Raw genomic sequence first — 26841 nt, forward strand, 5'->3', positions numbered from 1 at the left:
CGAACGCAACAAACCTTGCAGTCCAGAACAAGTGCTTTGCAACGACTGCCTCTTTGACTGGCTTCCCGATCAACGCACCGGGCTTTGTTGGACAAATTCCAGTGCCATTTATCTTTGCACCAGCGACTGGCTCAACCTTCGGTGCGTACAGCCCGACAACGTGCGACGGTACGCAGCTGCAAATTCGCAACCAAAAGGACATCAGCGGCGAAATCCGGTTGGCCTCGAACACGGATAGCGCGCTGAACTGGCAATTGGGTGTCTATGGACTGCACATCGACCGCACAGTAGGCGTCAGCCTCGGCGCGGATCTGGGTCAGGGTGTCAGCCGTGCGCTGTACAATGCCCCGGGTAGCAGCAACCCGACTTCGCAGTTGTTCAATGACACGTTCAAGACCGATGTTTATGCGGCATTTGGTTCGCTCGACTATAAAATGTCCGATCAATTCAAAGCTGGCGTTGCATTGCGCTATGACGTTGAAGATCGCACAACGTCCAACCTCGTGCCAAATGTGTTCGACCCGATTACCGGTGCGAAGATCAATCCCGGCCTTCCCGCAACAGGCGGAATTGCCGATAAATCGGCAAGCTTTAAGCAAGTCCAGCCTAAGGTCACACTTAGCTACACGCCGAATAGCTCGACAAACATCTACGCCAACTGGGGCATCGGATTTAAATCGGGCGGCTTCAACAACACCGGTTCGTCTGCACTGGTGAACGCAAACTTCAACATTCCTGCAATCGGTGCAGGCGTGACGATCAATGACCTGTTCCGCAAAGAACGGTCGAGCTCATTTGAAGCGGGCATCAAGGGATCGTTGTTCGACAACCGCGTGACGTTTGATCTTGCTGGTTATTACACCCGCATCACAGACATGCAGTTCTTTGAATTCTTCGTGGGCTCCTTTGGTCTACTCCGCGTTGTTTCCAACATCGATCAGGTCGATGTTAAGGGTGTCGAGCTGAACACAACTGCCAAAATTATGGATGGTTGGAAGGTGTTTGGTTCGGTGAACCTGACGGACAGCGAAATTAAGGAAAATGCGTCACGGCCTTACACCGTGGGCAACAAATCGCCATATACCGCAGACTACACAATCAACCTCGGTAGCCAGATCGATACACCGCTGAATGACAGCATGGATGTGGTTCTGCGCGCCGATTACCGGATTACCGGTGCGACGTGGTTCCACACCGTTCAGGATCAAACACGGTCGACGATTTTCAGCCAGCTGCTGCCAATTTCTGCGCTCGCACTTCCCGGGGCAGTTGGAAACGCCAATTACAGCGTAGCCAAGCGTGATCCGTTCGGTGTCTTGAACCTGCGCTTTGGTCTCGAAGGTGACAACTGGAATGTCACTGCATTCGCTGACAATTTGCTCGACCGCAAATATATCAACGAAGCCATTCCAGCGATTGAATTTGGCGGTTCATTTATCTCGCCAGGCGCACGTCGCCTGATGGGTGTCGAAGTGGGCTACAAATTTTAATCAGACCGACCATACGCTCTAACAAAAGTTGGTAGTTGAATTCCATTCTCGCACTTTGGCTAAGTGCGTGGGACAAAGGTACCGGTAGGATGGCATCGCGAGTAATACTCGTGGTGCCGTCTCGCTGTATCTCATGGCATTTTGCTTAGCCGAAACTCCGCAAATAAATAAGCGGATGTCTTATTGCTCTCGGGGCACTGTTACCTTCCGCACGCCTCTGGAAACCTGAACACCGGAATCACAAGTGGCGGGATCGTTCAATGTGGCGGCTTCCGCCAAAACATTGCACAAAAGCCGTTCTGGGCAAATTGCGTGGAGAATGTTCGGATCGTGTTCGGATTTCCCAAGAGCCAAACAACAATCTGAAATAAAGACAAAATTTCATAGAGCCGAATCTTGCCAAGGTTGGGGTCGAGGGTTCGAATCCCTTCGCCCGCTCCAGTTTTCTTAAACACGATGATAGCCATCGCGGCCCTTTTGGGTCCGCGATGAATGGTGCCGTTTACGCGCCGCGCGCGAAGGTGCTGCGTGTCAGGCGTGCCACCAATCCGGCCAAACCGTCATAATTTGCGCGGTGGTAAGCGGAGTCGGGGGCCAATTGTGCCGTTAGGCGGCGGTGGGCTTCACCCAGTGCATGATAAGGCACGCTGGGGAGCAAATGGTGCAGCGCGTGGTAGCGTAGCCCTACGGGCGCCCAGATCGATGCCAGCATGCCCGGCGGCGGCACATTGACGCTATCAAGGAATTGCGCAGTTACGCTCAAGGGCTCGCCATCATTTTCCCACAAATGCGCAACCAGCGTGCGGACTTGGTTCAGCGCGGCAACGCTAGAGACGATGGCGAGGAAAATCACGAAAGCGTTTAGCGGCATAAAGCCACTGAACACCCCGCCAAGCAGGACAATGGACCAAATGCTCGCGGCGGTTTCTTGTATGATCCAGTTGCGATGCGCTTCGCCTTCGGCCGGGCGACGGCGGAAGGCGGGATTGATTGCCAGGCCCGAATATCGTTCCACCACAATTTTACGAAGCGCGGGAATTAACAGCGACAGCGGCGCAAGCACAGCGTTGCGGAATAGTAAGGCAAAGGGCGCGAGCAGCGAGGCGAATATGAACAAAGGTAAGGTCCAAGGTTTCATCAACGCAAGCGGCAGATATTCAGGATCCTGATCCGTGCCATATCGCGTGCGCGCATGGTGAAGATTGTGAATGCCTTCATACATGTACGATGGCACGAGCAGAGGCACACCGATCACCGCGTTAAATCCAAAGCGGAAACCCGGCAGGGCGGAATGTTTTACATGGCTGACTTCATGGATGAAACCGCCCGCACGATATAGCGCAAGTACTGATATCAGCCCCGCCACGCATTGCAGCCAAAGGTTTCCGGAGAGGATTGCAACGGCAAGGCCAGCATAGCCCACACAGGACGAAGCCAGAAAGTCGGACCAGAAAATGCGAGGGTTGGGCGTGGCCAAGTCGCGGGTCAATTCAGCCACTGCGCGCAGCATAGCCTTATCATCTGGCACGCGCTTGAGCGCCGCTGCGCGCATCGCAACATCGGTATCCTTTTGGAAATCGGTTGTTGGTGCTTGCGCGGTCAAATTGCTGTTACGCGTAGGCGAATCAATGGGGCCAGCTATTGTCATACCACCTCAGATAAGCGCCAGTCATGGCGAGAAAATGGCAGAAAGCGCAAATTATGGGGCTGCCTGTCGTTAGCGTTCTTTGGTCGCGCTGAATTTTAGGTCCGGATGCTTTTCCTGCTGATACCCTACATCCCATGATGAGCGCGCCATAAATACAGGGTGGCCATCGCGGTCTTTGGCCATATTGCCGCCATTGAACGATACAAACTGCGCCAATGCGCTTTCCGAACCAATCAACCAGCGCGCGGTGTCGTAAGGCGCGGCTTCCAAAAACGCATCGACCTTATACTCCGCCTCAAGCCGCGAAATCAGAACGTCCAATTGTAATTGCCCGACAACGCCAATGACCCAGTTGGAACCGATTTCAGGATAGAAAACCTGAATCACGCCCTCTTCGCTTAAGTCATCGAGCGCCTTGCGCAATTGCTTGGTCTTGGTGGGATCGCGCAAAACAACGCGGCGCAGTATTTCCGGTGCAAAATTCGGTAGGCCGGTAAAGCGGACATCATTGCGTTCCGACAAGGTATCGCCAACGCGCAAGGTGCCATGGTTGGGAATGCCGATGATGTCGCCGGGTTCGGCACTATCGGCAATTTCGCGATCTTGGGCAAAAAACAGGATGGGCGAATGAATGGCAACCGGCTTGCCAAGTCCCGATGGCGTCAGCTTCATGCCGCGTTTGAATGTACCCGAACACAAACGCATGAACGCAATACGGTCGCGATGTTGCGGGTCCATATTGGCCTGCACCTTGAAAATAAAGCCTGTGACTTCCTTTTCCGACGGATCGATATCACCATTTGAACTTGGCTGCGGCCGGGGCGGCGGGGCGAAAGCGGCGATGGCGTTGATCAGCTCGACCACGCCAAATTCCTTCAACGCGGAACCGAAATACACCGGAGTCAGGTCGCCATTTTGGAATGCGGTCAGGTCAAATTCCGAATATCCTGCTTGCGCAAGTTCCGCTTCCTCACGCAGCCGGTTTACGCCCGCCGGTGTTAGCACCTGTTCCAGCGTTGCCGCGTCTAAACCTTCATGATCACTGGTCTTGCCTTCAAATGCCTTGCTGTCGCCGGATGGTTGGCTCAGGCGACCGCTGTTGAAATCATACAGACCTTCAAATTCACCACCCATGCCAACGGGCCAATTCATCGGACAGACATCGAGGGCGAGCGCATCGGCGACCTCGTCAATCGTTTCAAATGCGGCACGGCCTTCGCGGTCGACCTTGTTGACGAAGGTAATGATCGGCACACTGCGCAGTCGGCAAACTTCGAACAATTTGCGCGTCTGCGGCTCAATGCCTTTGGCGGCATCGATGACCATGATGGCAGAATCGACGGCGGTTAGCGTGCGGTAGGTATCTTCGGAAAAATCTTCGTGCCCAGGCGTGTCGAGTAGGTTGAAGACAATGCCATCTTTCTGGAATGTCATCACCGATGAGGTCACCGAAATGCCGCGCTGCTGTTCAATCTTCATCCAGTCCGAGCGTGCGCGCCGGGCTTGCCCGCGCGCCTTGACTTCACCGGCCAAGTGAATAGCGCCACCTTGAAGCAGCAATTTCTCCGTCAGCGTGGTCTTGCCCGCATCAGGGTGAGAAATAATAGCAAAGGTCCGGCGGTTCAGCGTCATGCTGCGCGGCTTAGGGATGATTGATTGCCGCTTCAACCCGTTTGTCAGTAGGTCAGCAGCAATCACCCAGCCTTTTTTATCCCCGCAATATAGCGGCCAATTTTGTGGCTGCGGCAATGACCTTGTCCGAAATGGCTTTCAGTTCGTCATCGCTATAGCTTTTGTCGGTGGGTTGTAGCGTAACTTCAACTGCCAAGCTCACTTGTCCTTCAGGAACGCCTTGTCCGGCGAAGCGGTCGAACAGACGCACCGCGACGATGTTATCCTTGTCCGTGCCCTTTATGGCGCGAAGCAGATCATTGGCCGGCATGCCTTCTGCGACGAGAAAAGCAAAATCGCGTGTCACGGCTTGCAAGGCAGGCGGTGTGAACGCGGGCCGCATGAAGCCGCTCGCCTTTTTCAACGGTATGGCATCCAAAAAGATTTCCGCCGCAACGACCGTGCCATCAAGGTCGAATGCTTTTGCAGTCGCCGGGTGCAACGTGCCAAAAGCCGCCAATATGTTTTTGGGGCCCATGCGCAAGGTGGCTGACTGCCCAGGATGATAATGCGCGCCGGCATCATCCATCACCAACAGGCTGTCGGTGGCAACACCCGCCGCCTTGAGCAAGGCAATCGCCTCCGCCTTTGCATCAAACGCGTTAAAGCGCTCTGCCTTACCCGTTGCCCAATTTCGTGCGGTACGCTCACCCGCCAGCACAATGCCTGCGGTCGCGCGTTCGTCGCTCGCGCCGTCAGCGCCAACGAAATAGCGCCGCCCAATTTCGAACAGCCGAACCGATGATGCGCCGCGGTCCATGTTGCGTTGTGCGGCAGAAAGCAGCCCTGGCAACAAAGAAGGCCGCATGACCTTCATGTCTTCGGATATCGGGTTGGCCAGAGCCCATGCGCCGCCACCAAAGGCGTCTGCGGCCTTTTGCGGTAGGAAGGACCAGTTAATCGCTTCATTGAGCCCGCGAGCCGCCGCAGCGCGCCGGACTTTGCGTTCCAAGGATTGCGCGGGTGTCGCTGTTGGCTGGGCCACCCCATCGGCGCGCGGTAATGGCACTGACATCACATTGTCTAGACCAATGATGCGGACGACTTCTTCCACAATATCAGCCGGGCCATCAACATCACGCCGCCATGACGGAACCGTAATGTGCCAATCGGCAGTCACTGAAAAGCCAAGCCGCTCGAGTATATTGCGTTGTTCCTCTGGCGGCACATCCACCCCGCCAAGGCGGTGGCAATAGTCGGTGTCGTAAGCAAATATGCGCGGCGCAACAGGCGCCTGGCCAACGCGGGTGATGGCGCTTGCCTTTCCGCCCGTAAGGTCAAGAACGAGCTTGGTCGCAATTGCCAACCCATCGTCGAGAAATTCAGGATCAACACCGCGCTCAAAACGCTGACGGGCATCGCTGGTCAGGCCAAGCTTCTGGCCAGTGCGGGCGATATGTTCGGGGTCGAAAAAGGCGCATTCGATAAGAACATCAGTCGTGTCTTCCGAAACACCGCTATGCTCACCGCCCATGATACCACCAATGTCATGCACCATCGCGTCGTCGGCGATGACCGTCATGCTGGAATCCAAAGCATAGGTTTTGCCGTTAAGCGCGACCATCTCCTCGCCGTCTTTTGCCTTGCGGGCGACAAGTGCGCCGTTCAATTTTGCGCGGTCATAGACGTGCAAGGGGCGGCCAAGGTCAATCGACAGGAAATTGGTAATGTCGACCAATGCCGAAATCGGCTTTTGTCCAATCGCTTTCAACTTGGCGCGCATCCATTCCGGCGCTTCGCCATTGCGTACGCCGGAGACGGATTGCGCATAAAATGCGGGGCATCCGGCTTTGTCATCTGTGCGTACATTCGGAGCAGGGTCGCTGCCCTCCAAAGCCTTGGAGAGATCAATTTTATACACGTCGTCCAGCGGCTTTAGCGCGCCCAAGCCCGCTGCCGCTAAATCGCGCGCAATGCCTCGCACACCCATGCAATCCTGACGATTGGGCGTAATGCTGACATCGATGACTGGGTCATCAAGGCCCGCCCAATCGGCATAAACTTGCCCGATGGGGGCATGGTCTGGAAGCTCAATAATACCATCATGGTCATCGCCAAGCTCAAGCTCTGCGACGGAACACATCATGCCATTCGATTCGACGCCGCGTATGGCCGCGACCTTCAGCACCATACCATTGGCGGGCACGACTGCGCCTGCTGGACCAAAGACGCCAAGCATGCCTGCACGGGCGTTGGGCGCGCCGCAGACGACCTGAAGCGGCTCTCCGCCTGCATCAACCGACAGGACTTGCAACTTGTCGGCCTGCGGATGTGGGGCAGCGCTAATAACTTTTGCGATGCGGAAGGCGGATAATGCCTCGGCAGGGTTTTCAATGCCTTCGACTTCCAAACCAATGCGGTTCAGGCAGTCCGCGACGGCTTGCATATCTGCGTCGGTGTCGAGATGCTCTTTTAACCAAGATAAGGAGAATTTCATGCGCCTACTCCTCCGCTCAGCGTCGGTACATCGAGCGCATTGAATCCATAATGTTGTAACCAGCGATTGTCGCCGTCGAAGAAGGCGCGCAAATCATCCATACCATATTTTAACATCGCGAGACGGTCGACGCCGGTACCAAAGGCAAAGCCTTGCCATACATCGGGATCAAGGCCGCAGGCCTCAATAACCTTACGGTGGACCATTCCGGATCCCAGCACTTCCATCCAGCCTTCGGACCCACCGATAACGCGCTTGCCGTTAATGACGGAATAGCCGACATCAACCTCTACCGACGGTTCGGTGAAGGGGAAATAGCTTGGGCGTAGACGTAGGACCACATCTTCGCGTTCGAAAAAAGCCTTCAAAAATGTTTCCAGCGTCCATTTCAAATGCCCCAGATGAATGCCCTTGTCGATCACAAGGCCCTCAATCTGGTGAAACATCGGCGTGTGGGTCGCATCGCTGTCGCTGCGATATACACGGCCCGGCGCGATGATACGGATGGGGGGTTCCTGTGACGTCATGGTGCGAATTTGTACAGGTGATGTGTGCGTACGCAGTACCATTTTTTGGCCATCTCGGGCCATGTCGTCAGGGAAATAAAATGTATCGTGCATCGCACGGGCCGGATGCGTTTCGGGGATGTTGAGCGCGGTGAAATTGTGCCAGTCGTCCTCAATTTCCGGCCCCTCGGCCACGGCAAAGCCCATATCGGCGAAAATCTCCGCCAACTCGTCCATGACTTGGCTGACAGGGTGGATGGTGCCGCGCGGGGCGTCTGGCGCGGGCAGAGTCATGTCGATACGCTCGGTGGCGAGGCGGCGATTTAGCTCAGCGGTTTCCAGTTCCACTTTCTTCGTGGCAAGTGCCGAAGTGATGCGTTCACGCAAGCCATTGATGATCGGCCCTTGGGATTGCCGCTCTTCGGGTGACATCCCACCCATCGTCTTCAGCAAAGCCGAAACGCTTCCCTGTTTACCAAGCGCAGAAACGCGGACAACCTCAAGTGCCTCCAGCGTGTCCGCTGAATCAATAGCCGCTATCAGCTCGGTTTGGAGGGTTTCAATATCACTCATTTTCGTCATTCCTGCGAAGGCGGGAATCTAACGCCCGCACTTTCCTAAAATTCACTGCCAGAACTGAATAAGCAAAAGGGCGCGAACGGCAAGTGCCGCCCACGCCCTTTTGCGCAATATCGAAGCTTTAGAAGCTTAGGCTGCTTTCGCGAGCGCCGCCTTCGACTGCGCAATGATCGTGCTAAACATCGCGCTTTCGTTCATCGCGAGGTCTGCAAGAACCTTACGGTCCAATTCGACGTTGGCAAGCTTCAAGCCATGCATGAACACGCCATAGGTCATACCTTCAGCGCGGACTGCGGCGTTGATACGCTGGATCCACAATGCGCGGAAGTTCCGCTTGTTTACCTTACGGTCACGATATGCATATTGGCCGGCCTTTTCGACGGCCTGACGTGCAACGCGGATCGTATTTTTGCGACGGCCATAATAGCCCTTCGCCTGCTCTAAAATTCTTTTATGTTTAGCTTTGGTGGTCACACCACGTTTGACGCGTGCCATAATCTATATCCTTTTCTTAAAAAAGTACGCGGGTCTTACAGACCGTAGGGCGCCCATTTCTTGATTGTCTTGGCATCGGGATCAGAGATCACGCTGGTGCCACGGTTTTGGCGGATATACTTGGCATTATGGCTGCTCAGACGGTGCCGCTTTCCAACGACGCCATGTTTGATCTTGCCTGTTGCGGTGATTTTGAAGCGTTTCTTCACACCGCTCTTGGTCTTGAGCTTGGGCATTTTGGTCTCCTTTGTTGAGTCCGTATCAAGCCGACATGGCAGCCCTATTGGCCAGCCTGCTTATTCGGAAGGCGCGCGACTAGCGGGATTCGCAGACGAATGCAAGTCTATTGCCCGTTTGAAGGCGCGGGACTTATGTCCATCAATGGTTGCAGGCGAGCGCCTCAAGCAAATCGTCAAGGCGCGCCGGATCACCCACCGCAATGATATGTCCATCCGAAGCCCCATGCAGCGGGTCTCCTGACCAGTCGCTCATCATGCCCCCTGCGCCCGTTATCACCGGAATCAAAGCCGCAAAATCATGGAGTTTCAAGCCCGCTTCCACGACGATGTCGATATGGCCGCTGGCCAGCAATGCGTAATTATAACAATCACCACCAAATAGCATTTTCTTATGCGCTGTTTGCGCGGCAAGCGCCATGAAATGGTCGCCATCATGTTGGCTGAAATATTGCGGGCCAGATGTTGCCAGAGTCGCGTCGGCAAGCGCCCTGCATGAACGGGTTTGCACCGGCGCACCATTCAGCGTTGTCGGATAGCCAGCCGCGCCAACCCAGCGTTCGCCGTTGATGCATTGGTCAATGACGCCCAGCACGGGCCAATCATCTTCCAACAAAGCGATGAGCGTGCCGAATATAGGGCGCCCGGCCATGAAGCTGACCGTGCCGTCAATAGGGTCGATAATCCAACGGCGGCCAGATGCACCTGCCTTCTCGCCAAATTCTTCACCAAGGATGCCGTCGCGCGGACATTCGGCGTCCAATATCCGGCGGATCGCGCTTTCGGCTGCGCGGTCAGCTTCGGTTACGGGTGACGCATCAGTCTTTGTTTCATGCGAATATGTCGACCGAAAAAATGGCCGGATTGCTTGCCCGGCCGCGTCCGCCAAGCGATTGGCTAGGAGGATATCGGCCGGCGTCATCAATCGAACAAGGAGCTAACTGAGCTTTCGTCGGCAATCCGCTTGATGGCCTCACCCAGCAGGGGGGCAATCGGAAGCTGGCGGATTTTGGTGCTCGCATTTGCTGCATCGGATGCAAGAATCGAATCGGTGATGACCAGCTTACGCAGCGATGATGCGTTCACGCGGTTGACGGCCTCACCAGACAATACGCCATGCGTAATATAGGCAACCACGTCGGACGCGCCGGCCGCTTTCAAGGCGTCGGCGGCATTGCACAATGTGCCAGCGCTATCAGCAATGTCGTCGATCAGGATGCAGAAACGGTCTTTTACGTCGCCGATGATGTTCATAACTTCGGACACACCGGCCTTTTCGCGTCGTTTGTCGACGATGGCGAGCGGCGCGTCGTCGAGGCGCTTAGCGAGCGCGCGCGCGCGAACAACGCCGCCAACATCGGGGGATACAACGGTGATATTTTTGTCGCCGTGCCGTTCCAATATGTCCGCACTCATGACCGGCGCGCCATAGAGATTGTCGGTAGGAATATCAAAAAAGCCCTGAATCTGCCCAGCATGCAAATCAACGGTTAACACGCGGTCAGCGCCAGCTTCGGTAATGAGATTGGCAACGAGCTTTGCCGAAATCGGCGTGCGCGGGCCGGGTTTCCGGTCCTGACGCGCATAGCCGAAATAGGGCAGAACGGCGGTGATGCGCTTCGCCGACGCTCGGCGCAATGCGTCGATCATGATCAGCAGTTCCATCAAATTGTCATTTGCGGGATGGCTGGTGGATTGAATCACAAACATATCTTCGCCGCGGACATTTTCGTGAATTTCCACGAAAATTTCATTGTCTGCAAAACGTCGGACGCTGGCATTGGTCAGCGGCAATTTCATATAATCGGCAATACCCTGTGCCAGTGGCAGGTTGCTGTTGCCCGTCATCAATTTCATATGCGTGTCCCCGAAATCTGTTGTGCCGCTCTAGCGATGCGAGGCTGGCCTGACAATCGGCTTGCTCCGCTAGTTTGTGGACAATATGAGTGGAGGTATGACAAACCAGCTCAACATTGCAATCGCGCAGCTTAATCAGCGTGTCGGTGACCTAACCGGTAATGCGGTGGCAATGCTGGAATGGCGGGCGAAGGCCGAGTCAGCTGATCTGATTGTGTTTCCGGAGCAGCAATTGATTGGATACCCTGCCGAGGATCTGGTTTTAAAGCCTGCATTTGCGGCACGTGCTGCCGAAGAATTGGCCAAGCTTGCGGCTGCGACTGCTGATGGCGGACCGGCAATGCTCGTCGGCTCGATCTTTGTGGATGATGGTGCGCTTTATAACGGCATTGCCTTGCTGGACGGCGGGCGGATCGCCGCCGTGCGATATAAGCATGAACTGCCCAATTACGGGACTTTTGATGAAAAGCGTATTTTTACGGCGGGTCCATTGCCAGAGCCTATCGAATTTCGGGGTGTGCGTCTGGGTGTGCCCATTTGCGAAGACGGCTGGTTGGCGCCCGTCAGCCTGCACTTACAGCAACGCGGCGCGGAACTGCTAATTTCGACCAATGGCAGCCCTTATGAAATCGATAAGGATGATCGGCGGCTGGAAGAAGTTTTTGCGGCGCGGGTCCGCGAAACCGGATTGCCGTTAATGTTCCTTAATAGGGTGGGCGGACAGGATGAGCTCGTCTTTGACGGCTGCTCCTTTGTGCTCAATGCCGATGGTGTAGTTGCGCATCGCTTGCCAGATTGGGAAGAACATCTGCGCATGACGCATTGGCACCGCCGGGCAGGGGGCTGGGAATGTGCCGATGGCGCCAAGGCGCTGTGGGAGGAGCATCCCGCCGACATTTATAGTGCGATGGTCGTCGGCTTGCGCGATTATGTCGACACCAACCGCTTTCCGGGCGTGGTGCTTGGCATGTCGGGTGGTATCGACAGCGCTTTATGCGCCGCTATCGCCGCGGACGCACTTGGACCTGATCGCGTCTGGTGCGTCATGATGCCCAGTCGTTACACCAGCCAATCGAGCCTACATGACGCAGCTGAATGCGCCGCGATGATTGGCTGTAAAATTGACACTATCCCCATTTCACCAGCGGTAGAGGCGTTTGATGACATGCTTTCGGGCAGTTTCGCCGGCAGCAACGCCGATATTACCGAGGAAAATATTCAGTCGCGTATCCGTGGGCTCACCCTCATGGCTTTGTCCAACAAATTTGGCCACATGCTGCTAACGACCGGTAACAAGAGCGAGATGAGCGTTGGTTATGCGACGATCTATGGCGACATGGCGGGCGGATATAATCCGTTGAAGGATGCCTATAAGATGACAGTCTTTGCCATTTCAAAATGGCGGAACAGTCACAAGCCAAGATTTGCGCTTGGGCGTGACGGTCCAGTGATTCCGGATAACATCATCACCAAGCCACCAAGCGCGGAATTGCGACCGGACCAAAAAGATAGCGATTCGCTGCCCGATTATCCCATTCTCGATAAGATGCTCCATGCATTGGTGGAGGAGGAGCGCTCCGTGGATGAGGTTGTCGCGCTGGGCTTTGACAGGGACGCAGTCACGCGGATCGAACGTTTGCTATATCTTGCCGAGTATAAAAGGCGGCAGGCCCCGCCGGGTGTAAAGCTTGGGACACGGAATTTTGGCCGCGACCGGCGTTACCCGATCACCAATGCCTTCCGCAGCGGCGGATAATCTGCCCGCCTTGTAAGTGGACACTGGAAATCCCGCAGCGTGCGCCTTATTGGAGTGTCATGGCGTTTTTCAAAGATGTATCGTTCCGCAATGCTGGCCGCGACCTTGTTGGGTTTCTGCGCACGTCAGGCAGGCATAGCCCTTGGTTGTTTTTGGCGGCTTGCCTGCCAACGGCAATCATCATCTATACATTTTATCTCGATTCCATCGCGAAGGCGACGCCACCGCCGCGTGAAATCATTTACATTGAAAGCTGGCCCGCCACGCGCTCACTTGATGAGACTAAGGCTGCGATAGCCGAGCGCCAGAAGCTGAAAGACGAAATGCGCGCTCGCGAGAAGGAGGCATATAAAGCTTTTGGACGGGCCGTCGGGATGGACGTCGAGAAGATAGAACGCGAAGCACAAAGCGCGCAGGAAGCTAAAAAAGCTGTTGCGACTCCTACTGCTGCAGGAGCAGGGAAATAGCTATCACCAGCGACCCTCAATTCATGGCGGCGGCTTTGTCGCTGGCTGAACGCGGCGTTGGACGAACGGGTCAAAATCCCTCCGTCGGTTGTATCATCGTGAAAGAAGACCGCGTTATTGGCCGCGGATGGACCCAGCCCGGTGGCCGCCCGCATGCAGAAGCCATGGCGCTTGCGCAAGCGGGAGAAGCAGCGCGGAGCAGCACAATCTACGTCACGCTTGAACCTTGCGCCCATATGTCACAACGCGGCCCGGCCTGCGCCCATTTATTAGCTGCAGCAGGGCCCGCGAGAGTTGTTATTGCATTGCAAGACCCCGATCCTCGTACAGCCGGCGCAGGCATAGCGGCGCTTAAAGCCGCTGGCATAACAGTCATCGTTGACGTCATGGCATCTCAAGCACGGCAAAGCCTAGCTGGCTTTATGAGCCGGATAGAACGCGGGCGCCCGTTTGTAACCTTGAAGATCGCAAGTTCGCTCGATGGCCAAATCGCGATGGCGGATGGCAGCAGCCGTTGGATTACCGGCGACGTTGCGCGCGCGCATAGTCATGTCGAACGGGCGCGCACGGACGCAATTTTGGTGGGGGCAGGCACCGTTCGCACCGATGCGCCGCAGCTTAATGTCCGGCTCGCTGGGCTGGGCGCATACCAGCCCCGCAGGATCATGCTTGGCAGCGCGGACGCCCCGCAGGGTTGGGAGGTTATTCGAACGCCGCAAGACATTGCAAAATTGGGCTGCAACAGTTTGCTAGTTGAAGGCGGCGCGGCGACAGCGGCAGCTTTCTTGCGCGACGGGCTCGTTGACAGGCTCATGCTGTATCGCGCGCCTATATTGATTGGCGCTGGCAAGGCATGTTTGAACGACATCGGCCTTGCCCAACTTAACGATGCCCACGGAAGCTGGCAGCTTATGGATTCCCGCAGCCTTGGCAAAGATCGTCTCGAAGTCTACGAAAAAGCGAATTAGGAAAAGGGTGCAGCATTTATGTTTACAGGTATCATCACGGACGTTGGCAGCATTCGGACATCCGAACAGCGCGGTGACCTGCGCCTCGTCATATACTGCGCCTATGACATGGATACCGTTGCCATTGGGGCTTCGATTGCCTGTTCGGGTGTATGCCTGACCGTGGTTGATAAAGGCGATGGATGGTTCGCGATTGATGCATCGGCAGAAACGGTTTCGCGCACAGCAGCGGGCATGTGGGAGCCTGGTACCCGACTGAACCTCGAACGGGCCTTAAAAGTAGGCGATGAACTGGGCGGGCATATCGTCACCGGCCATGTCGATGGTGTTGGACAAATCGTCGCCAGCGAAACCATTGGGGACAGTTGGAAAGTGACGGTTGCGGCGCCATCTTCGCTTGCGGCTTATATCGCGGCAAAGGGCTCGATCACCGTCGATGGCGTGTCGCTTACCGTGAACGACATTGCAGACCAAGCTGATGGCACAGCGCATTTCATGCTGAATATTATTCCGCACACGGCGCAGATGACCACCTTAGACACGCTCGATGTTGGGCGGCACGTCAATTTGGAAATTGACGTGCTTGCCCGCTATCTCAAGCGGATGGAAGATATCCGCGCGGCTTAAAAGGGCAGCCAGCGCTGCTTTTTGGAAAAGCGCATGTAGCCGACATTTGCGCCCAGACGAAGTCCTGCACCGACCCGGATCGGGATCAAGACAACATCGCCACGACGTAGGTAGCTGGCGTTGAAACCGCCACCCAAATAGGCAACGCCTTCTGCCGCTGCGAAGCGTTCGTAGAGTTCTTCTGTGTCGTACAGATTATACACCAAAATGAAGGTGTTTCCTGCATTTGCCCCTGCGTCAGGACCAATGGAGGGACCAGTCCAATAGACCGGCTTTTGGCCTTCCACGCGGTGGTTCAACGTGCCGGATCCATAACGAAGGCCGACTAAAAAAGCGCCGCCGCCTTCACGTCCAACAATATATCCATTGGGGCGGCCCTGTTTTTTGAGGATATCCTCAATGAACAAACCAAGCCCTTGTGCGCCTTTTCCAAACACACCTTCGGCAGCGCCAATAAGGTCGTCTTGTTGAAATGTGTCGCCTGTCGGCACAGCTACTGGCGCTGGTTCATCGCTGGGTTGGGCGCCAGAGCCATCTGCGGGCATTGCCTCAGTTGGCACGCCATCTTGCATGACCGTTTCGCCTTGTGCCATTGGCGCACTACCCGTGCTGGCATCTGGGCTAGTAGGCGGGGTGCCAAGATCTGCATCAATCGCGTCATTCGGATCAACATTACTGATCTGCGCCTGTGCGGGCGAAGCAATAAGCGCGCCCGCAGCCAGCAGCATCACCAGATAATGCATCGGTTTCTTTAATCCCATTTTCGCAAAAAACATGTGAACCCACCTCAAAAGTTATAATTCCTGCGCCATGGACTATCTGGATGAGCGCATGATGAACAGGAGATAAAGCAAGTACACTGCGCGTCAAATTGAACCTGCACTCTTAATTTTCTTCTTATCCGTCGTCCGTGTCAATAACCATTGCAGCCAAATGCTTGGGCCGCTATAGGCCGCCGATGCCAAGCGCACTGGAGACGTGGGTGAGTGGCTGAAACCAACGGTTTGCTAAACCGTCGTACTGGTAAATCCGGTACCGAGGGTTCGAATCCCTCCGTCTCCGCCACGCATTTAAATATATCAAAGACTTGCCTGGAAAGTGTTGATTTACCCACCTTTCTAGACACCTTTGTACAGGGGACTGCCTCGCGCCCAAATGCACCCCACTCCCTCCGAAAACCTACCTCACGTGACCCCACTGAGGTGCCTCCTATTCTGCTCGGTTGATCGAACTGAAGCAATTACAATTGCCCATTCAAAGAAAAATGATAGAATTCTAGTCAGTATTGTGAGGTGTTATGAAAAAACCATTGCTTTTAGGCTTGCTGGCACTGTTTCTGGTACCACCATATCCTGCATGCACAAAGAACGACAATGCAGAATGCTTATGAGTGAAAAGACTTCGCTGACCCTAAAAGAATGGCCAATGCAGGAGATCCGGTAGCGCAGGACGTTGCGATGACGGTTAATTGCTACCCCAAGGCTGCAGAGCAGGGAATTGCCGACGCGCAGATCGCACTCGGGCGTGAGGCCTGCGCCAGCCAAGCGGAATAGTTTAGGGCTCCTAAAAGATTGAAGGCAATAATACTTTCATGCGTCTGGCTTGGTAAAGCACAAAAATGCTTACGCTCAAAGCTCTCGCGCTAAAATCTCATTGCAAATTAGCGAAATTTACAACCAATGAGGAAATGTCGGGTTAAGGATCGATTCATGCGATATTCGTTTTTACATTCCAGCATCGCGGCGCTGTCATTGATGATACCTGCTCAGTCCCTTGCGCTGCAAGCGCCAGGCGAGCGGTCTGCGCGCATTGTGGTTTCGCCGGAATTCGCGAAATTCGTGCCAGCGCCAAAAAAAGATCTGAAAATCGATTACAACTATTGGAACGAAATTCTCAACAACCTTGTATTCCTCACGGGCGTTTCCACCCGCCAAGTCGCGCCTAAACCGGAGCCCCTGACCGGCAGTCGCTTCGTCGTGGAACATACATCGCCCTATCGTTTGGAAGGGAACAAGATTCCCTTTTCGAAACTGCGAGCGGAACATGTCCTCACACTTCAGGAATATAAACGCGACCTAGAGGATCTCGCCAACACAATCGAGATAGCAGCATTGCCCAAACAAGAGCAGTTGGTCTATTGGATCAACCTGCACAATTTGACAGTGACGATGCTGATCGCCGAGAACTATCCCGTTATGCAACCTAGCAATCTGTTGATTGGCGAGGGCAAGGTTCCTCTCCAAGATGCAAAAGTGATTTCCGTAAACGGTTCGAAGCTAAGCCTACGCGACATCCGGGAAAATATCGTATACCCCAACTGGGAAGATCCAAAGGTCATTTACGGCTTCTTCTTGGGCGACATCGGTTCACCCTCGATGCAAGGGCAATCATTTACTGCAGAAAACGTCGACCGCCTCCTCGATCAGAATGCTAACGAGTTTGTAAACTCGCTGCGAGCCTTCAGTCGCGGTGGTGTCTCCAAGATCTACAAAGATGTGGCGCGCTTCTATTTCACAAATTTCGACGGCGACCTTCGACAGCATTTCCAGCAATATATGTGGGATGAAGTCTATGAAGAATATGCTGCTACGAAAACGTTTAAGGTCAACTCTTATGAATATGACATCGCTGACATGGAAGGCGGTCATGCAGATCATGTGATCGGCAATGTGACAATCAACGGCAAACCTGTAAAAGACTCGCGAACTTTTGCGATCACTTCCTACACAAACCAGATCAAGGGAAAGACCGAGATACTGCTCAAGCAAGGCAGGATTAAACGCGGGAAAGTAATAGTTGGCGATGAAGAAGATACATTGGGCGAAGGCAATAAGCCGAATATGAAAACGTCCGAGCAACGACCTTAGAGGCGAAGTCGCCATGGTTCAGGCACTGGAAAACTGGATTCCCGACCAATTGTTTGAACTGGAGAATCCGTTAACACCCGAAGAATTCTGCGAAGTCATCGAAAACAATCTAACACATCATTTCCGGAAGACGTGAAAGGTGTCCTTATACGATGATTGTCAGTTAGTTCTGACGACGGACAGACAGCTATCAGGTCGTAATTTTGACCTTGTCTTGCGTTTTGGTGTCGAAGTCGCTTGCGCCATGCCGTTCATGCAATTGGCTCGCGGGGTCGCCCATCACGCGGTTGACCATCCGTCCGCGCTTAACCGCAGGTCGCTCGGCAATCTGGTCGGTCCAGCGGATGACATTTTTATATTCATGCACCGAAAGGAACTTCCCAGCGTTGTAAATCAGGCCTTTGACCAGCGCGCCATACCACGGCCAAATCGCCATATCGGCGATAGTATAAGCATCGCCTGCCATATATTCGCGCTCCGCCAAATTGCGATCTAGGACGTCCAATTGCCGTTTTACCTCCATCGCAAAACGGTCAATGGCATATTCGAATTTGAACGGTGCATATGCGTAAAAATGACCAAAGCCGCCGCCTAAATAAGGCGCACTGCCCATTTGCCACATGAGCCAGTTGATGGTCTCAGTTCGTGCATGATGCTCAGTCGGAAGAAACGCCCCGAATTTCTCTGCTAAATACAGCAAGATCGATCCGGACTCGAACACGCGTGTTGGTGTCGGCGTTGAATGGTCGAACAAGGCGGGGATTTTGGAATTGGGGTTGGCATCGACAAAGCCGCTCGAAAACTGGTTGCCATCGCGGATGTTGACCAACCAGGCATCATATTCTGCGCCGCGATGGCCAAGCGCCAACAACTCCTCAAGCATCACGGTAACCTTCACGCCATTTGGCGTTGCAAGTGAATAAAGCTGCATCGGATGCGTGCCGACTGAACGTCCTTTGTCATGAGTGGCTCCAGCGATCGGCCGGTTGATATTGGCGAATTGACCGCCATTTTCGCTGTTCCATTCCCAGACATCAGCAGGGGTGTATTCGGAAAATGTCTGGGTCATGAAGATGCCTCAAATATTAGGGTGTTATTGCGATGTAGGGCTGCGCAGGCGTTACGCCGAGGTGTGCGGCGGTGCGTGCATATTTTCAAGTTGACGTGAACGTAAAGCGCGGCTTTAGTCTGAAGATTAATCCAAGGGAGAGCCATTATGTCCGCAACCGTCGAAATCACCAACGACATTGCCCTCATCCGCATGGATGATGGTAAGGCAAATGCGATTAACTTCGACATGCTGGCGGCTTTGAACGCCGCGCTCGACACAGCCGAGGCCGAAGCAAAAGCCATTGTCCTGATCGGTCGTGGTGGGCGGTTTTCGGGCGGGTTTGACCTGAACGCTTTTGCCAGCCTTGGCGCGGATGGCGTGTATAAGTTGCTGGATGCAGGTGCGGAATTGTTGCTGCGTCTCTATGGTGGACCGTTGCCCGTAGTCGCGGCCTGTACGGGTCATGCGATCGCAATGGGTGTGTTCATCCTACACGCCTGTGACACGCGCATTGGCACCGCGGGCGACTATAAAATTGGCGCGAATGAGGCGATTACAGGCATGAACTTGCCCATCTTCGCAATGGAGCTGGCGCGTGATCGGCTCAATCCGTCGCACCTGACCCGCGCGATGATCCAAGGCTTTATTTACAACCCGCAAGGCGCGCTCGAAGCGGGCTATCTCGATATGCTGGCGCCAGCAGATGAGGTCGAAGCGAAAGCCTTAGCCGTTGCCAGCCAACTCGCGCAGTTGCCAGCGCCCGCTTATGCGTGGAACAAGAATGCCATCCGCAAAGCAACGCTTGACCGGATAAAGGCGAGCTTGGGCGCGCATCATAAGCTTTGAGGCGCGTCAGCCTACCGTTAACGGCGCACAAGCCTCCGTCGCCCACGCCAGCGCTTCGCCGTCCAATTGCGGACCGACAATCGCAAGCACCTTGGCATGGTAATCATTCCACCAGCGTAGCTCGTCGCTATTCAGCAAGCTGACGTCGACCAAATTCTTGTCAATTGGCGCGAAGGTGAGCGTTTCAAACCCGAAATAGCGCCCTTCCGCGCCGGCGATGGCGCGGTCTTCGACCAGCACCAGATTTTCGATGCGGATACCATATTCGCCTGATTTGTAATAACCGGGCTCATTGGACAGGATCATGCCCGCTTGTAATGGCTCGTCGCTGCCGGCTTGTCCGCCCGCGAATTTGGCGATGCGTTGCGGGCCTTCGTGCACGGCAAGGAAGCTGCCGACGCCATGACCTGTGCCGTGGGCGTAATCCAAGCCAGCCTGCCACAGGGAAGCGCGGGCCATGCTGTCCAATTGCGCGCCTCTGGTGCCTTCGGGAAAGACCGCGCAGGCCAAGGCGATATGGCCTTTCAACACGCGCGTGAAGCGGTCCTTCATCTCGGCTGTGGGCTGCCCTGGGCCGACCCAGATAGTGCGCGTGACGTCGGTTGTGCCGTCCAGATATTGCCCACCGCTATCGACCAGATAGATGCTGTTGGGTTCAATGCTGCGGTTGGTGCTTTCATCGACCTTATAATGGCAATGCGCGCCATTGGGACCGGTGGCGGAGATGGTGTCGAACGACAAATCCTTGAGCATACCTGTATCTTCGCGGAATGCTTTTAGCCGTGCAGCAGCGGATAACTCGTTCAATTCGCCTTTATACGCGGTCTCGTGCATCCAATGCAGGAAACGGCTTAGGGCTGCGCCATCGCGGGCTTGTGCGGCGCGGTGGCCCGATTGCTCAACGGGGTTTTTGACCGCTTTTGGCAGGATGGTTGGATCGCGCGTCTCGACGATGTGCGCGCCACCCGCTTGCAACGCGCCGAAGATGGCGGCGACGGCGCGGTCGGGATCAACGGCAATGCGCTTGCCGTTCATCGACCGCAATTCTGGTACGAATTCAGACGGATCGCGTAAGCGCACGGCATTGCCAAGATGCGCGCGAACGGCGTCATCAAGCTTTTCGGGCGCGACAAAAAGGTCCGCCGTGCCATCGGCATAAGCCAGCACAAAGCTGAGTGCTACAGGGGTGTTCGACACGTCAGAGCCGCGGATATTCAGCAACCACGCCACCGAATCGAGCGCGGAAATAACGGTGCTGTCAAGCTTATGCGCTGTCAGCCATTCGGCCACAGCGGCGCGTTTTTCGGCGCTGCTCTGTCCTGCATATTGGGTGTCATGTATGATTAGCTTGGCCACGCTTTTCTGCGGCTGTTCAGCCCACACCCTGTCGATTGGATTGCTTTTGACGGCGACCAGCTCCGCGCCCTTGGCGGCTAGTGCCTTGGTCGCACTTTCGACCCAGCCTTTGGTGTGAACCCATGCATCATAGCCGATGCGCGCACCGGTCGGGGCATGGTCCTGCAACCAGTCAGCGATGCTCGTTTGGGGCACACCCACATATTGCCAATGTTTGCCATCGACCTGTTCGCGCACTTGCAGCGTGTAACGGCCATCGGTGAAGATCGCAGCCTCTTCGGATAAGACCACTGCCGAACCCGCCGAGCCGCCAAAACCCGTAAGCCAACCAAGCCGCTGTGCATAATCGCCGACATATTCCGACATATGCTCGTCGCAGATAGGCACGACGAAACCGTCGAGCTGTTCGTTCTTCAGTTGCGCACGCAGCGCAGCAAGGCGGGCTTCATAGGTAGACATGTCGGACTTCCGTTCATATGGTTATGACATCCATATACGCGAGGAAGTCGTCTCATGAAAGCACTGCTCCCACTCATTTTTGCTACCAGCGCATTATCCTCGCCCGCATTCGCCCAGAAAGAACCCATGACCGAAACAGCCACCGCGCAAACCAAGCCCCCCGTTGCCGCAAAGCGTCCGCATCAGGCGACCTATCACAATGTGACGATTACCGATGATTATCACTGGCTGCGCGATTCAAGCTACCCGACGATTGATGACGCGGAAATTTTGGACCATCTGAAGGCCGAAAACGCCTATTTCGAAGCGCAAATGGCCCCGCAGGCCGCGCTGACCGAAACGATTTTTCAGGAAATGAAAGGCCGCGTCAAAGAGGATGATAGTAGCGTTCCGCAAAAGGATGGCGACTATATCTATTGGTCGAAATTTGAAGAAGGCGCGCAATATCGTAAACATTATCGCAAGCCCGTCGCGGGCGGCGCGAATCAGCTTATTCTCGACGAAAATGAACTGGCGAAGGGCAAGGCCTATTTCCGTTTAGGCGCTGCAGAAATAAGTCCTGATGGCAAGATTTTGGCTTATGCTTATGATGATAACGGGTCAGAACGCTTTGACCTGCATTTCCGCAATTTGGAAACTGGCGAAAAATTGGCCGACATCATCCCCGGCACGCTGTCCAGCATTGTTTGGTCATCGGATAATAAAGGCGTTGTCTATGGCTTGGCCAACGACAATTGGCGCACGGACAATGCGTGGTATCACAAATTGGGTGACGAACTCAGCAAGGCGAAGCTGCTCTATAAGGAAGACGATATCGGCTTTGGTGTCGGTGTTGGCCTGACCGCGCAAGAGGATTGGATTGTCATTGGCACCGGCGACAATGTCACCAGCGAAGTACGTTTGGTGCCGGCCAATGACCCGACGGCAACGCCCATTTTGGTCTCTCCGCGCAAAGTCGGACGGCAATATAGCGTCGATGTGCGCGACGGCAGTTTGTTCATTCTGACCAATGATGATCATGTAAACTTCCGCGTAGCCACCGCCAGCCTGAAGGCACCCGGCGACTGGAAAACATTGATTGCTGGGTCCGACCGCCATTATTTGACCGGCCTGTCTTTGTTCAAGAATTTCTATGTGACAGAAGGCCGTATTGACGGCCTCGATCAGGTCGAAATTCGCGATTATGCCGATGCTAAAAAGGTCGAGCGGATTAAATTCCCAGAGGCAAGCTATGACGCTGGCTTGGGCGATAATCCCGAATATGATGTGACTAAGCTACGGCTTGGTTATGAATCGATGGTCACACCGGATACCGTTTTTGACTACACCCTCGCCGACGGCCAGCTGAAAACGCTGAAGGTTCAGGAAATCCCCAGCGGATATGACCCAAGCCAATATGTGACCGAGCGCGTAATGATTAAAGCGCGTGATGGTACAAAGGTTCCGGTGTCGATCCTCACTCAAAAAGGTTTCAAGAAAGACGGCAGTCAGCCGCTGCATCTGTATGCCTACGGCGCTTATGGCTATGCCATGCCGCCGGGTTTCAGCGCCAACCGCCTGTCGATGGTCGACCGCGGCTTTGCCTATGCGATTGCGCATATTCGGGGCGGGGATGACCTTGGCTATCAATGGTATCTCGATGGCAAGCTGACGAAGCGGACCAACACCTTCAACGACTTTGTCGATGCGGCCAAGGGTCTGATCGACTTGGGCTTCACCAGCAAAGGCAAGGTGACCGCAAGCGGCGGATCGGCTGGCGGTGAGTTGATGGGCGCGGTGGTTAATCAGGCGCCGGAATTATTCGGGGCAGTCGTCAGCCATGTCGCCTTTGTCGATGTGCTCAACACCATGTTGGACAAGGACCTGCCGTTGACGCCAGGCGAATGGCCCGAATGGGGCAACCCGATCACCGACAAAGCCGCGTTCGATTATATCCGCAGCTACTCACCTTATGACAATGTCGAAGCAAAGGCCTATCCGCCGATGCTATGGACAGCAGGCCTGAATGACCCGCGTGTCACTTATTGGGAACCCGCCAAGATGGTCGCAAAACTGCGCGCTATGAAGACCGACGACAATGTGCTTTTGCTCAAGACCAATATGGGCGCTGGCCATGGCGGTAAGTCCGGACGGTTTGAACGGTTGCGCGAAAATGCGGAGGAAGCGGCGTTTATTCTGTGGCAGATGGGGTTAACCACGTCGGCCAAATGAAATCGTTTGGACGGAATATATGCCGCGGTAAAATTTTATTACCGTGTGTAAATAAATACACACTTCTTGACTCGAATTCGCGCCTACGCTAATGCTACGTCATGGAACGCGACAGCAAGCGCATTGTCAAAAGGTTGCTGGCCGAGGGCTTTGAACTGGTCGCGATAAAGGGTTCGTATCACAAATTCCGCAAAGATGCGCAGGTTGTTGTGGTGCCGCATCCGAAAAAGAATTTGCCGCTCGGCACCGCGCGGAGCATCGCGCAAATGGCGGGCTGGCTTGCAGAAGGTACGAAATGATGATCATCTATCACGCCGTCGTCCATAAAGATGAAGATAGCGCATGGGGGGTGCATTTCCCCGATCTTCCCGGCTGCTTTTCGGCGGCCGACGACCTCGCCGATGTGCAGGCCAATGCCAGCGAAGCGGTGGCGCTGTATCTGGAAGGCGAAAAGGCACCTAAGCCTTCGACGATAGAGAAAATTCGCGATATGGCCGCGGACGATTTGGCCGATGGCGCATTTCTGCTCGCCGTGCCTTATGTCTATGTTAGCAACCGGCCGCAACGAATCAACATTTCGATTGATCGCGGAGTTCTGGATGCCATCGACGCCGCCGCGACGTCGCGCAAATTAACACGCAGTGCTTTCCTGACCGAGGCCGCACGCAACGAAATCGAGGGACGGCGTTGACGCCTTTCATCCACAGCTTCACCGCTGCGCCGTCCGACATTGACGAGCTTGGTCATGTCAACAATGCCGTTTGGGTGCGGTGGATTCAGGATATGGCGACGTCGCATTGGCAGGCGGTCGCGTCGCCGGAGCATATCGCGGCCTATTATTGGGTCGTGACGCGGCACGAGATTGATTATCGCGGCAATATTGCGGCAGGTGAAAGCGTCACGGCGCGCACATGGATCGAGAGCGAGCCCAAGGGAGCACAGTTTGATCGGCGGGTCGATTTTGTCGATACCAACGGCAAAGTGATCGTGCGTGCGAACACGACTTGGGCGATGATTGATAAAGTAACGGGACGGCTCGTCCGCGTCCGGCCAGAGGTATCTGCGCCATTTATGGGATGACCGTTGTCGGCCTGATCCTAGAAATCAATCGCAACGCCCTTTAATTCCCAATCACCATAGCGGACGGGATCTGGCCGTTCGGCGTCGGGTTCAGGCGCGCGACCGACCTCTTCGGGTTGTGGAACTGGCGGGCTTTTGGAGAGATATTCCGGCGCTTTGACATGTGGTGGACGCGTGCCCATATTTCGAAATTCCTTGAGCGAAGTGGCTAATATTGAATATCGGCTTTCATCCTCGCATTTGCAAGATGTGGTATTGCGCGTTGGAGCGCGCAGAACCGCTCTTCACTTGTCTGCCGCAGACGCCTAGTGCGCATGTCTATGACTGAAGAAATTTCTGGCTTTCCCACCCGCCGCGCTGCCTTGCGGCTGCTTGATACCGTGATGCGCATGGGCACGCCGATGGACCAAGCGACCGCGAATGCGACCAAAGGCCTGTCGCCACCCGATCGCGCCTTGGCGATTGCAATCGCGCAGGAGACTTTGCGCTGGTCGGTGGATCTGGATTATTTGATCGACAGCAAGACCAAACAAGTTCTGCCGGACGATTCCAAGGCACGGATGTTGCTGCGCCTCGCACTTGCGCAGATTTTGCGCTTGGGCACGCCTGCCCATGCGGCCATCGCAACGGCCTTACCTTTGGTCGATGGCGGTCCAAGGCGGCTGGTGCATGGCGTCTTGGGATCCTTGCTGCGCGCTGAAGTCACCTTGCCGGAATTGCCGTCCTTGCCAGAGGCGGTGATGATGCGCTGGCACCCAGTATGGGGCGATGAGATGATTGTGGGCGCGCAAAAGGCATTGTCAGAACCACCGCCATTGGACCTGGCCTTGCGGGAACCAGCCGCGACCGATGCATGGGCCGAGCGCCTAAATGGGGTCAGCCTGATGCCCGGCCATGTGCGTTTGCCGCGCGGTACGGCGGTCGAAGAACTTGATGGCTATGACGAAGGCGCGTGGTGGGTTCAGGATCTGGCTGCCAGCCTACCTGCGCGGCTTTTGGGTAATGGTGCTGGTAAACGCGCGCTTGATCTTTGTGCAGCGCCGGGCGGCAAGACAATGCAGTTGTCGGCGGCTGGTTTTGCGGTCACCGCGCTCGACAATAGCGCGCGGCGGATGGACCGGCTGATGTCTAATTTGGAGCGCACGCAGTTGAATGCGGAGCGGGTAAATGCCGATGTCATGGATTGGAAACCATCGCAGCCGTACGATGCCATTTTGCTCGATGCCCCTTGCAGCGCAACGGGCACAATGCGACGCCACCCCGATGTGTTGCAGCGCATAGACCTGAAGGCGATCAACAACCTCGCGGCAATCCAAAGTGCGATGCTGGACCGCGCTGCGGATTGGGTGAAACCGGGCGGTATGTTGGTATTCGCCACTTGCTCGCTCGAACCGCATGAGGGTGAGGCACAGGCTGAGGCATTTCTGGCGCGGCATCCCGAATTTATAACATTGCCCGCGACCGCCGGCGAGTTGCCCGCTGGCGTGATTGCGAATGCAGCTGGACATGTTCGCACAATGCCGCCGATGCTGGCCGCACAAGGCGGGCTGGACGGGTTTTTCGTGGCGCGGTTTTCCAGAAAAGCTTAATCAATGAACCACGTCGCTTCAGCGCAGGCTGGAGCCTATTTCGCATATCGTTCGAGATTGATAGACGTGATGGGCCCCAGCCTGCGCTGAGGCGACGGGGAGTATATGAAAGTTACCGCGCCCACACTCACAACCGAACGCTTATCCATTGAGCCCATGTCGCTTGCGCATTGGGAGGATTATGCAGCGGCATGGGCTGATCCGCGCATGACGGCGTTTATTGGCGGCGAACCACGCAGCCGCAATGTCAGTTGGGGCAAGATGCTTCAGGGCATCGGCATGTGGTCGCTGTTTGGTTATGGCTATTGGTCATTTGTGGAGCGGGCAAGCGGGCGCTTTGTGGGCAATGGCGGGCTGGCGCAGTTTGAACGCGGCATCCAAGAGCTGCACGGCTTTCCCGAGGCCGGCTGGGCCTTCACGCCCGACGCTTGGGGTAAAGGTTACGCTACCGAGGCGATGACCGCGATATTGGACTGGGCGGACGGCCAAGGACTGGGCGAAATTCGCTGCATCATTGATACCGGAAATACCGCATCGCATAATGTCGCGGGCAAGCTTGGTTTTGCCAAATTTGCAGAATCGCATGATGTCATTGGCGACCTGTTTATCTATCGGCGCTAGGCGCGCATATTGCGATAAGCTGTG

27 protein-coding genes and 1 tRNA gene are annotated in these 26841 nt (G+C 55.2%); 15 read left to right on the top strand and 13 right to left on the bottom strand.

Annotated elements, in window-relative coordinates:
- Nucleotides 1-1490: TonB-dependent receptor (locus tag ACILP4_RS06605; protein ID WP_395619950.1), on the top strand; the 1490-nt coding region annotated here is incomplete at its 5' end.
- Nucleotides 1491-1747: 257 nt separating this feature from the next.
- On the opposite strand, the gene ACILP4_RS06610 is transcribed toward ACILP4_RS06605, so the two are convergent.
- The 9 genes from ACILP4_RS06610 to ACILP4_RS06650 form a co-directional block, all read right to left on the bottom strand.
- On the bottom strand, nt 1748-1957 hold the full coding sequence (locus ACILP4_RS06610) for a hypothetical protein (RefSeq protein WP_395619951.1): 210 nt from the start codon (nt 1955-1957) through the stop codon (nt 1748-1750).
- 35 nt (nt 1958-1992) lie between these two features.
- On the bottom strand, nt 1993-3042 hold the full coding sequence (locus ACILP4_RS06615; protein WP_395620010.1) for a fatty acid desaturase family protein: 1050 nt from the start codon (nt 3040-3042) through the stop codon (nt 1993-1995).
- A 165-nt stretch (nt 3043-3207) separates the two neighbouring features.
- Nucleotides 3208-4770 carry a peptide chain release factor 3 gene (locus ACILP4_RS06620; RefSeq protein WP_395619952.1) on the bottom strand — a complete coding sequence of 521 codons (1563 nt, stop codon included), beginning with the start codon at nt 4768-4770 and terminating at the stop codon, nt 3208-3210.
- Nucleotides 4771-4846: 76 nt separating this feature from the next.
- Entirely contained in the window at nt 4847-7246 is a 2400-nt protein-coding gene (pheT, locus tag ACILP4_RS06625) for a phenylalanine--tRNA ligase subunit beta (protein ID WP_395619953.1), read from the bottom strand.
- The gene (gene pheS / locus ACILP4_RS06630) at nt 7243-8325 is read right to left on the bottom strand and encodes a phenylalanine--tRNA ligase subunit alpha (RefSeq protein WP_395619954.1); all 1083 of its coding nucleotides are present in this window, start codon (nt 8323-8325) and stop codon (nt 7243-7245) included. The genes pheT and pheS overlap by 4 nt, the downstream gene beginning before the upstream one ends.
- 135 nt (nt 8326-8460) lie before the next feature.
- Nucleotides 8461-8826, bottom strand: coding sequence for a 50S ribosomal protein L20 (rplT, locus tag ACILP4_RS06635; protein ID WP_125231189.1), 366 nt, complete (start codon nt 8824-8826; stop codon nt 8461-8463).
- A gap of 35 nt (nt 8827-8861) precedes the next feature.
- A complete protein-coding gene (rpmI, locus tag ACILP4_RS06640; protein WP_125231188.1) occupies nt 8862-9062 on the bottom strand; it encodes a 50S ribosomal protein L35 in 201 nt (66 codons plus the stop codon).
- A gap of 142 nt (nt 9063-9204) precedes the next feature.
- Nucleotides 9205-9984 (bottom strand): histidinol-phosphatase, encoded by a 780-nt coding sequence (gene hisN / locus ACILP4_RS06645; protein ID WP_395619955.1) that lies wholly within the window; start codon nt 9982-9984, stop codon nt 9205-9207.
- On the bottom strand, nt 9984-10919 hold the full coding sequence (locus ACILP4_RS06650; protein WP_395619956.1) for a ribose-phosphate pyrophosphokinase: 936 nt from the start codon (nt 10917-10919) through the stop codon (nt 9984-9986). Before ACILP4_RS06650 ends, hisN begins: the two co-directional genes overlap by 1 nt.
- A 97-nt stretch (nt 10920-11016) precedes the next feature.
- Here ACILP4_RS06650 and ACILP4_RS06655 point away from each other — a divergent pair, with 97 nt between their 5' ends.
- The 4 genes from ACILP4_RS06655 to ACILP4_RS06670 are packed head-to-tail and all read left to right on the top strand — an operon-like array spanning nt 11017 to nt 14737.
- Entirely contained in the window at nt 11017-12675 is a 1659-nt protein-coding gene (locus tag ACILP4_RS06655; RefSeq protein WP_395619957.1) for an NAD+ synthase, read from the top strand.
- A gap of 59 nt (nt 12676-12734) precedes the next feature.
- Nucleotides 12735-13142, top strand: coding sequence for a hypothetical protein (locus tag ACILP4_RS06660; protein ID WP_395619958.1), 408 nt, complete (start codon nt 12735-12737; stop codon nt 13140-13142).
- Between the two features lie 2 nt (nt 13143-13144).
- Nucleotides 13145-14110 (top strand): bifunctional diaminohydroxyphosphoribosylaminopyrimidine deaminase/5-amino-6-(5-phosphoribosylamino)uracil reductase RibD, encoded by a 966-nt coding sequence (gene ribD / locus ACILP4_RS06665; RefSeq protein WP_395620011.1) that lies wholly within the window; start codon nt 13145-13147, stop codon nt 14108-14110.
- 18 nt (nt 14111-14128) lie between these two features.
- Nucleotides 14129-14737: a riboflavin synthase gene (locus tag ACILP4_RS06670; RefSeq protein WP_395619959.1), complete on the top strand. Its 609-nt coding sequence runs from the start codon at nt 14129-14131 to the stop codon at nt 14735-14737.
- On the opposite strand, the gene ACILP4_RS06675 is transcribed toward ACILP4_RS06670, so the two are convergent.
- Complete coding sequence (locus tag ACILP4_RS06675; RefSeq protein ID WP_395619960.1) at nt 14734-15513, bottom strand: DUF1134 domain-containing protein; 780 nt, start codon at nt 15511-15513, stop codon at nt 14734-14736. The genes ACILP4_RS06670 and ACILP4_RS06675 overlap by 4 nt on opposite strands.
- Before the next feature lie 196 nt (nt 15514-15709).
- Here ACILP4_RS06675 and ACILP4_RS06680 point away from each other — a divergent pair.
- From ACILP4_RS06680 to ACILP4_RS06690, 3 genes are all read left to right on the top strand, one after another.
- Nucleotides 15710-15802, top strand: a tRNA-Ser gene (locus ACILP4_RS06680).
- Nucleotides 15803-16446: 644 nt separating this feature from the next.
- Entirely contained in the window at nt 16447-17604 is a 1158-nt protein-coding gene (locus ACILP4_RS06685) for a DUF547 domain-containing protein (protein WP_395619961.1), read from the top strand.
- 13 nt (nt 17605-17617) lie between these two features.
- Nucleotides 17618-17740, top strand: a complete 123-nt coding sequence (locus tag ACILP4_RS06690) for a hypothetical protein (RefSeq protein ID WP_395619962.1) — start codon at nt 17618-17620, stop codon at nt 17738-17740.
- A gap of 54 nt (nt 17741-17794) precedes the next feature.
- On the opposite strand, the gene yghU is transcribed toward ACILP4_RS06690, so the two are convergent.
- On the bottom strand, nt 17795-18673 hold the full coding sequence (yghU, locus tag ACILP4_RS06695) for a glutathione-dependent disulfide-bond oxidoreductase (RefSeq protein WP_395619963.1): 879 nt from the start codon (nt 18671-18673) through the stop codon (nt 17795-17797).
- 147 nt (nt 18674-18820) lie between these two features.
- On the opposite strand from yghU, the gene ACILP4_RS06700 reads away from it, so the two are divergent.
- Entirely contained in the window at nt 18821-19501 is a 681-nt protein-coding gene (locus ACILP4_RS06700; protein ID WP_395619964.1) for a crotonase/enoyl-CoA hydratase family protein, read from the top strand.
- 6 nt (nt 19502-19507) lie between these two features.
- Here the strand turns inward: ACILP4_RS06700 and ACILP4_RS06705 are convergent, their stop codons facing one another.
- On the bottom strand, nt 19508-21316 hold the full coding sequence (locus ACILP4_RS06705; RefSeq protein ID WP_395619965.1) for an aminopeptidase P family protein: 1809 nt from the start codon (nt 21314-21316) through the stop codon (nt 19508-19510).
- Between the two features lie 126 nt (nt 21317-21442).
- Between ACILP4_RS06705 and ACILP4_RS06710 the strand changes: the two genes are divergently transcribed.
- From ACILP4_RS06710 to ACILP4_RS06725, 4 genes are all read left to right on the top strand, one after another.
- A complete protein-coding gene (locus tag ACILP4_RS06710) occupies nt 21443-23527 on the top strand; it encodes a S9 family peptidase (protein WP_395620012.1) in 2085 nt (694 codons plus the stop codon).
- Nucleotides 23528-23628: 101 nt separating this feature from the next.
- Complete coding sequence (locus ACILP4_RS06715) at nt 23629-23826, top strand: type II toxin-antitoxin system HicA family toxin (RefSeq protein ID WP_395619966.1); 198 nt, start codon at nt 23629-23631, stop codon at nt 23824-23826.
- Nucleotides 23823-24218: a type II toxin-antitoxin system HicB family antitoxin gene (locus tag ACILP4_RS06720; RefSeq protein ID WP_395619967.1), complete on the top strand. Its 396-nt coding sequence runs from the start codon at nt 23823-23825 to the stop codon at nt 24216-24218. The genes ACILP4_RS06715 and ACILP4_RS06720 overlap by 4 nt, the downstream gene beginning before the upstream one ends.
- A complete protein-coding gene (locus tag ACILP4_RS06725) occupies nt 24215-24607 on the top strand; it encodes an acyl-CoA thioesterase (RefSeq protein ID WP_395619968.1) in 393 nt (130 codons plus the stop codon). Before ACILP4_RS06720 ends, ACILP4_RS06725 begins: the two co-directional genes overlap by 4 nt.
- A 17-nt stretch (nt 24608-24624) precedes the next feature.
- Here ACILP4_RS06725 and ACILP4_RS06730 read toward each other — a convergent pair whose 3' ends face one another.
- Nucleotides 24625-24789, bottom strand: coding sequence for a DUF1674 domain-containing protein (locus ACILP4_RS06730; RefSeq protein ID WP_395619969.1), 165 nt, complete (start codon nt 24787-24789; stop codon nt 24625-24627).
- 138 nt (nt 24790-24927) lie between these two features.
- Here ACILP4_RS06730 and ACILP4_RS06735 point away from each other — a divergent pair, with 138 nt between their 5' ends.
- On the top strand, nt 24928-26196 hold the full coding sequence (locus ACILP4_RS06735; protein WP_395619970.1) for an RsmB/NOP family class I SAM-dependent RNA methyltransferase: 1269 nt from the start codon (nt 24928-24930) through the stop codon (nt 26194-26196).
- Nucleotides 26197-26301: 105 nt separating this feature from the next.
- Complete coding sequence (locus ACILP4_RS06740) at nt 26302-26817, top strand: GNAT family N-acetyltransferase (protein ID WP_395619971.1); 516 nt, start codon at nt 26302-26304, stop codon at nt 26815-26817.
- The last annotated feature ends 24 nt before the right edge of the window (nt 26818-26841 follow it).

The organism is Sphingorhabdus sp., assembly GCF_044239045.1.
Classification (GTDB): Bacteria; Pseudomonadota; Alphaproteobacteria; order Sphingomonadales; family Sphingomonadaceae; genus Sphingorhabdus_B.

Coding starts and splice junctions, on each gene's coding strand:
- ACILP4_RS06610 (WP_395619951.1), bottom strand. CDS start 1,957: ATGGCTATCATCGTGTTTAAGAAAACTGGAGCGGGCGAAGGGATTCGA.
- ACILP4_RS06615 (WP_395620010.1), bottom strand. CDS start 3,042: ATGCGCGCAGCGGCGCTCAAGCGCGTGCCAGATGATAAGGCTATGCTG.
- ACILP4_RS06620 (WP_395619952.1), bottom strand. CDS start 4,770: ATGACGCTGAACCGCCGGACCTTTGCTATTATTTCTCACCCTGATGCG.
- pheT (WP_395619953.1), bottom strand. CDS start 7,246: ATGAAATTCTCCTTATCTTGGTTAAAAGAGCATCTCGACACCGACGCA.
- pheS (WP_395619954.1), bottom strand. CDS start 8,325: ATGAGTGATATTGAAACCCTCCAAACCGAGCTGATAGCGGCTATTGAT.
- rplT (WP_125231189.1), bottom strand. CDS start 8,826: ATGGCACGCGTCAAACGTGGTGTGACCACCAAAGCTAAACATAAAAGA.
- rpmI (WP_125231188.1), bottom strand. CDS start 9,062: ATGCCCAAGCTCAAGACCAAGAGCGGTGTGAAGAAACGCTTCAAAATC.
- hisN (WP_395619955.1), bottom strand. CDS start 9,984: ATGACGCCGGCCGATATCCTCCTAGCCAATCGCTTGGCGGACGCGGCC.
- ACILP4_RS06650 (WP_395619956.1), bottom strand. CDS start 10,919: ATGAAATTGATGACGGGCAACAGCAACCTGCCACTGGCACAGGGTATT.
- ACILP4_RS06655 (WP_395619957.1), top strand. CDS start 11,017: ATGACAAACCAGCTCAACATTGCAATCGCGCAGCTTAATCAGCGTGTC.
- ACILP4_RS06660 (WP_395619958.1), top strand. CDS start 12,735: ATGGCGTTTTTCAAAGATGTATCGTTCCGCAATGCTGGCCGCGACCTT.
- ACILP4_RS06670 (WP_395619959.1), top strand. CDS start 14,129: ATGTTTACAGGTATCATCACGGACGTTGGCAGCATTCGGACATCCGAA.
- ACILP4_RS06675 (WP_395619960.1), bottom strand. CDS start 15,513: ATGTTTTTTGCGAAAATGGGATTAAAGAAACCGATGCATTATCTGGTG.
- ACILP4_RS06685 (WP_395619961.1), top strand. CDS start 16,447: ATGCGATATTCGTTTTTACATTCCAGCATCGCGGCGCTGTCATTGATG.
- ACILP4_RS06690 (WP_395619962.1), top strand. CDS start 17,618: ATGGTTCAGGCACTGGAAAACTGGATTCCCGACCAATTGTTTGAACTG.
- yghU (WP_395619963.1), bottom strand. CDS start 18,673: ATGACCCAGACATTTTCCGAATACACCCCTGCTGATGTCTGGGAATGG.
- ACILP4_RS06700 (WP_395619964.1), top strand. CDS start 18,821: ATGTCCGCAACCGTCGAAATCACCAACGACATTGCCCTCATCCGCATG.
- ACILP4_RS06705 (WP_395619965.1), bottom strand. CDS start 21,316: ATGTCTACCTATGAAGCCCGCCTTGCTGCGCTGCGTGCGCAACTGAAG.
- ACILP4_RS06710 (WP_395620012.1), top strand. CDS start 21,443: ATGACCGAAACAGCCACCGCGCAAACCAAGCCCCCCGTTGCCGCAAAG.
- ACILP4_RS06715 (WP_395619966.1), top strand. CDS start 23,629: ATGGAACGCGACAGCAAGCGCATTGTCAAAAGGTTGCTGGCCGAGGGC.
- ACILP4_RS06720 (WP_395619967.1), top strand. CDS start 23,823: ATGATGATCATCTATCACGCCGTCGTCCATAAAGATGAAGATAGCGCA.
- ACILP4_RS06730 (WP_395619969.1), bottom strand. CDS start 24,789: ATGGGCACGCGTCCACCACATGTCAAAGCGCCGGAATATCTCTCCAAA.
- ACILP4_RS06735 (WP_395619970.1), top strand. CDS start 24,928: ATGACTGAAGAAATTTCTGGCTTTCCCACCCGCCGCGCTGCCTTGCGG.
- ACILP4_RS06740 (WP_395619971.1), top strand. CDS start 26,302: ATGAAAGTTACCGCGCCCACACTCACAACCGAACGCTTATCCATTGAG.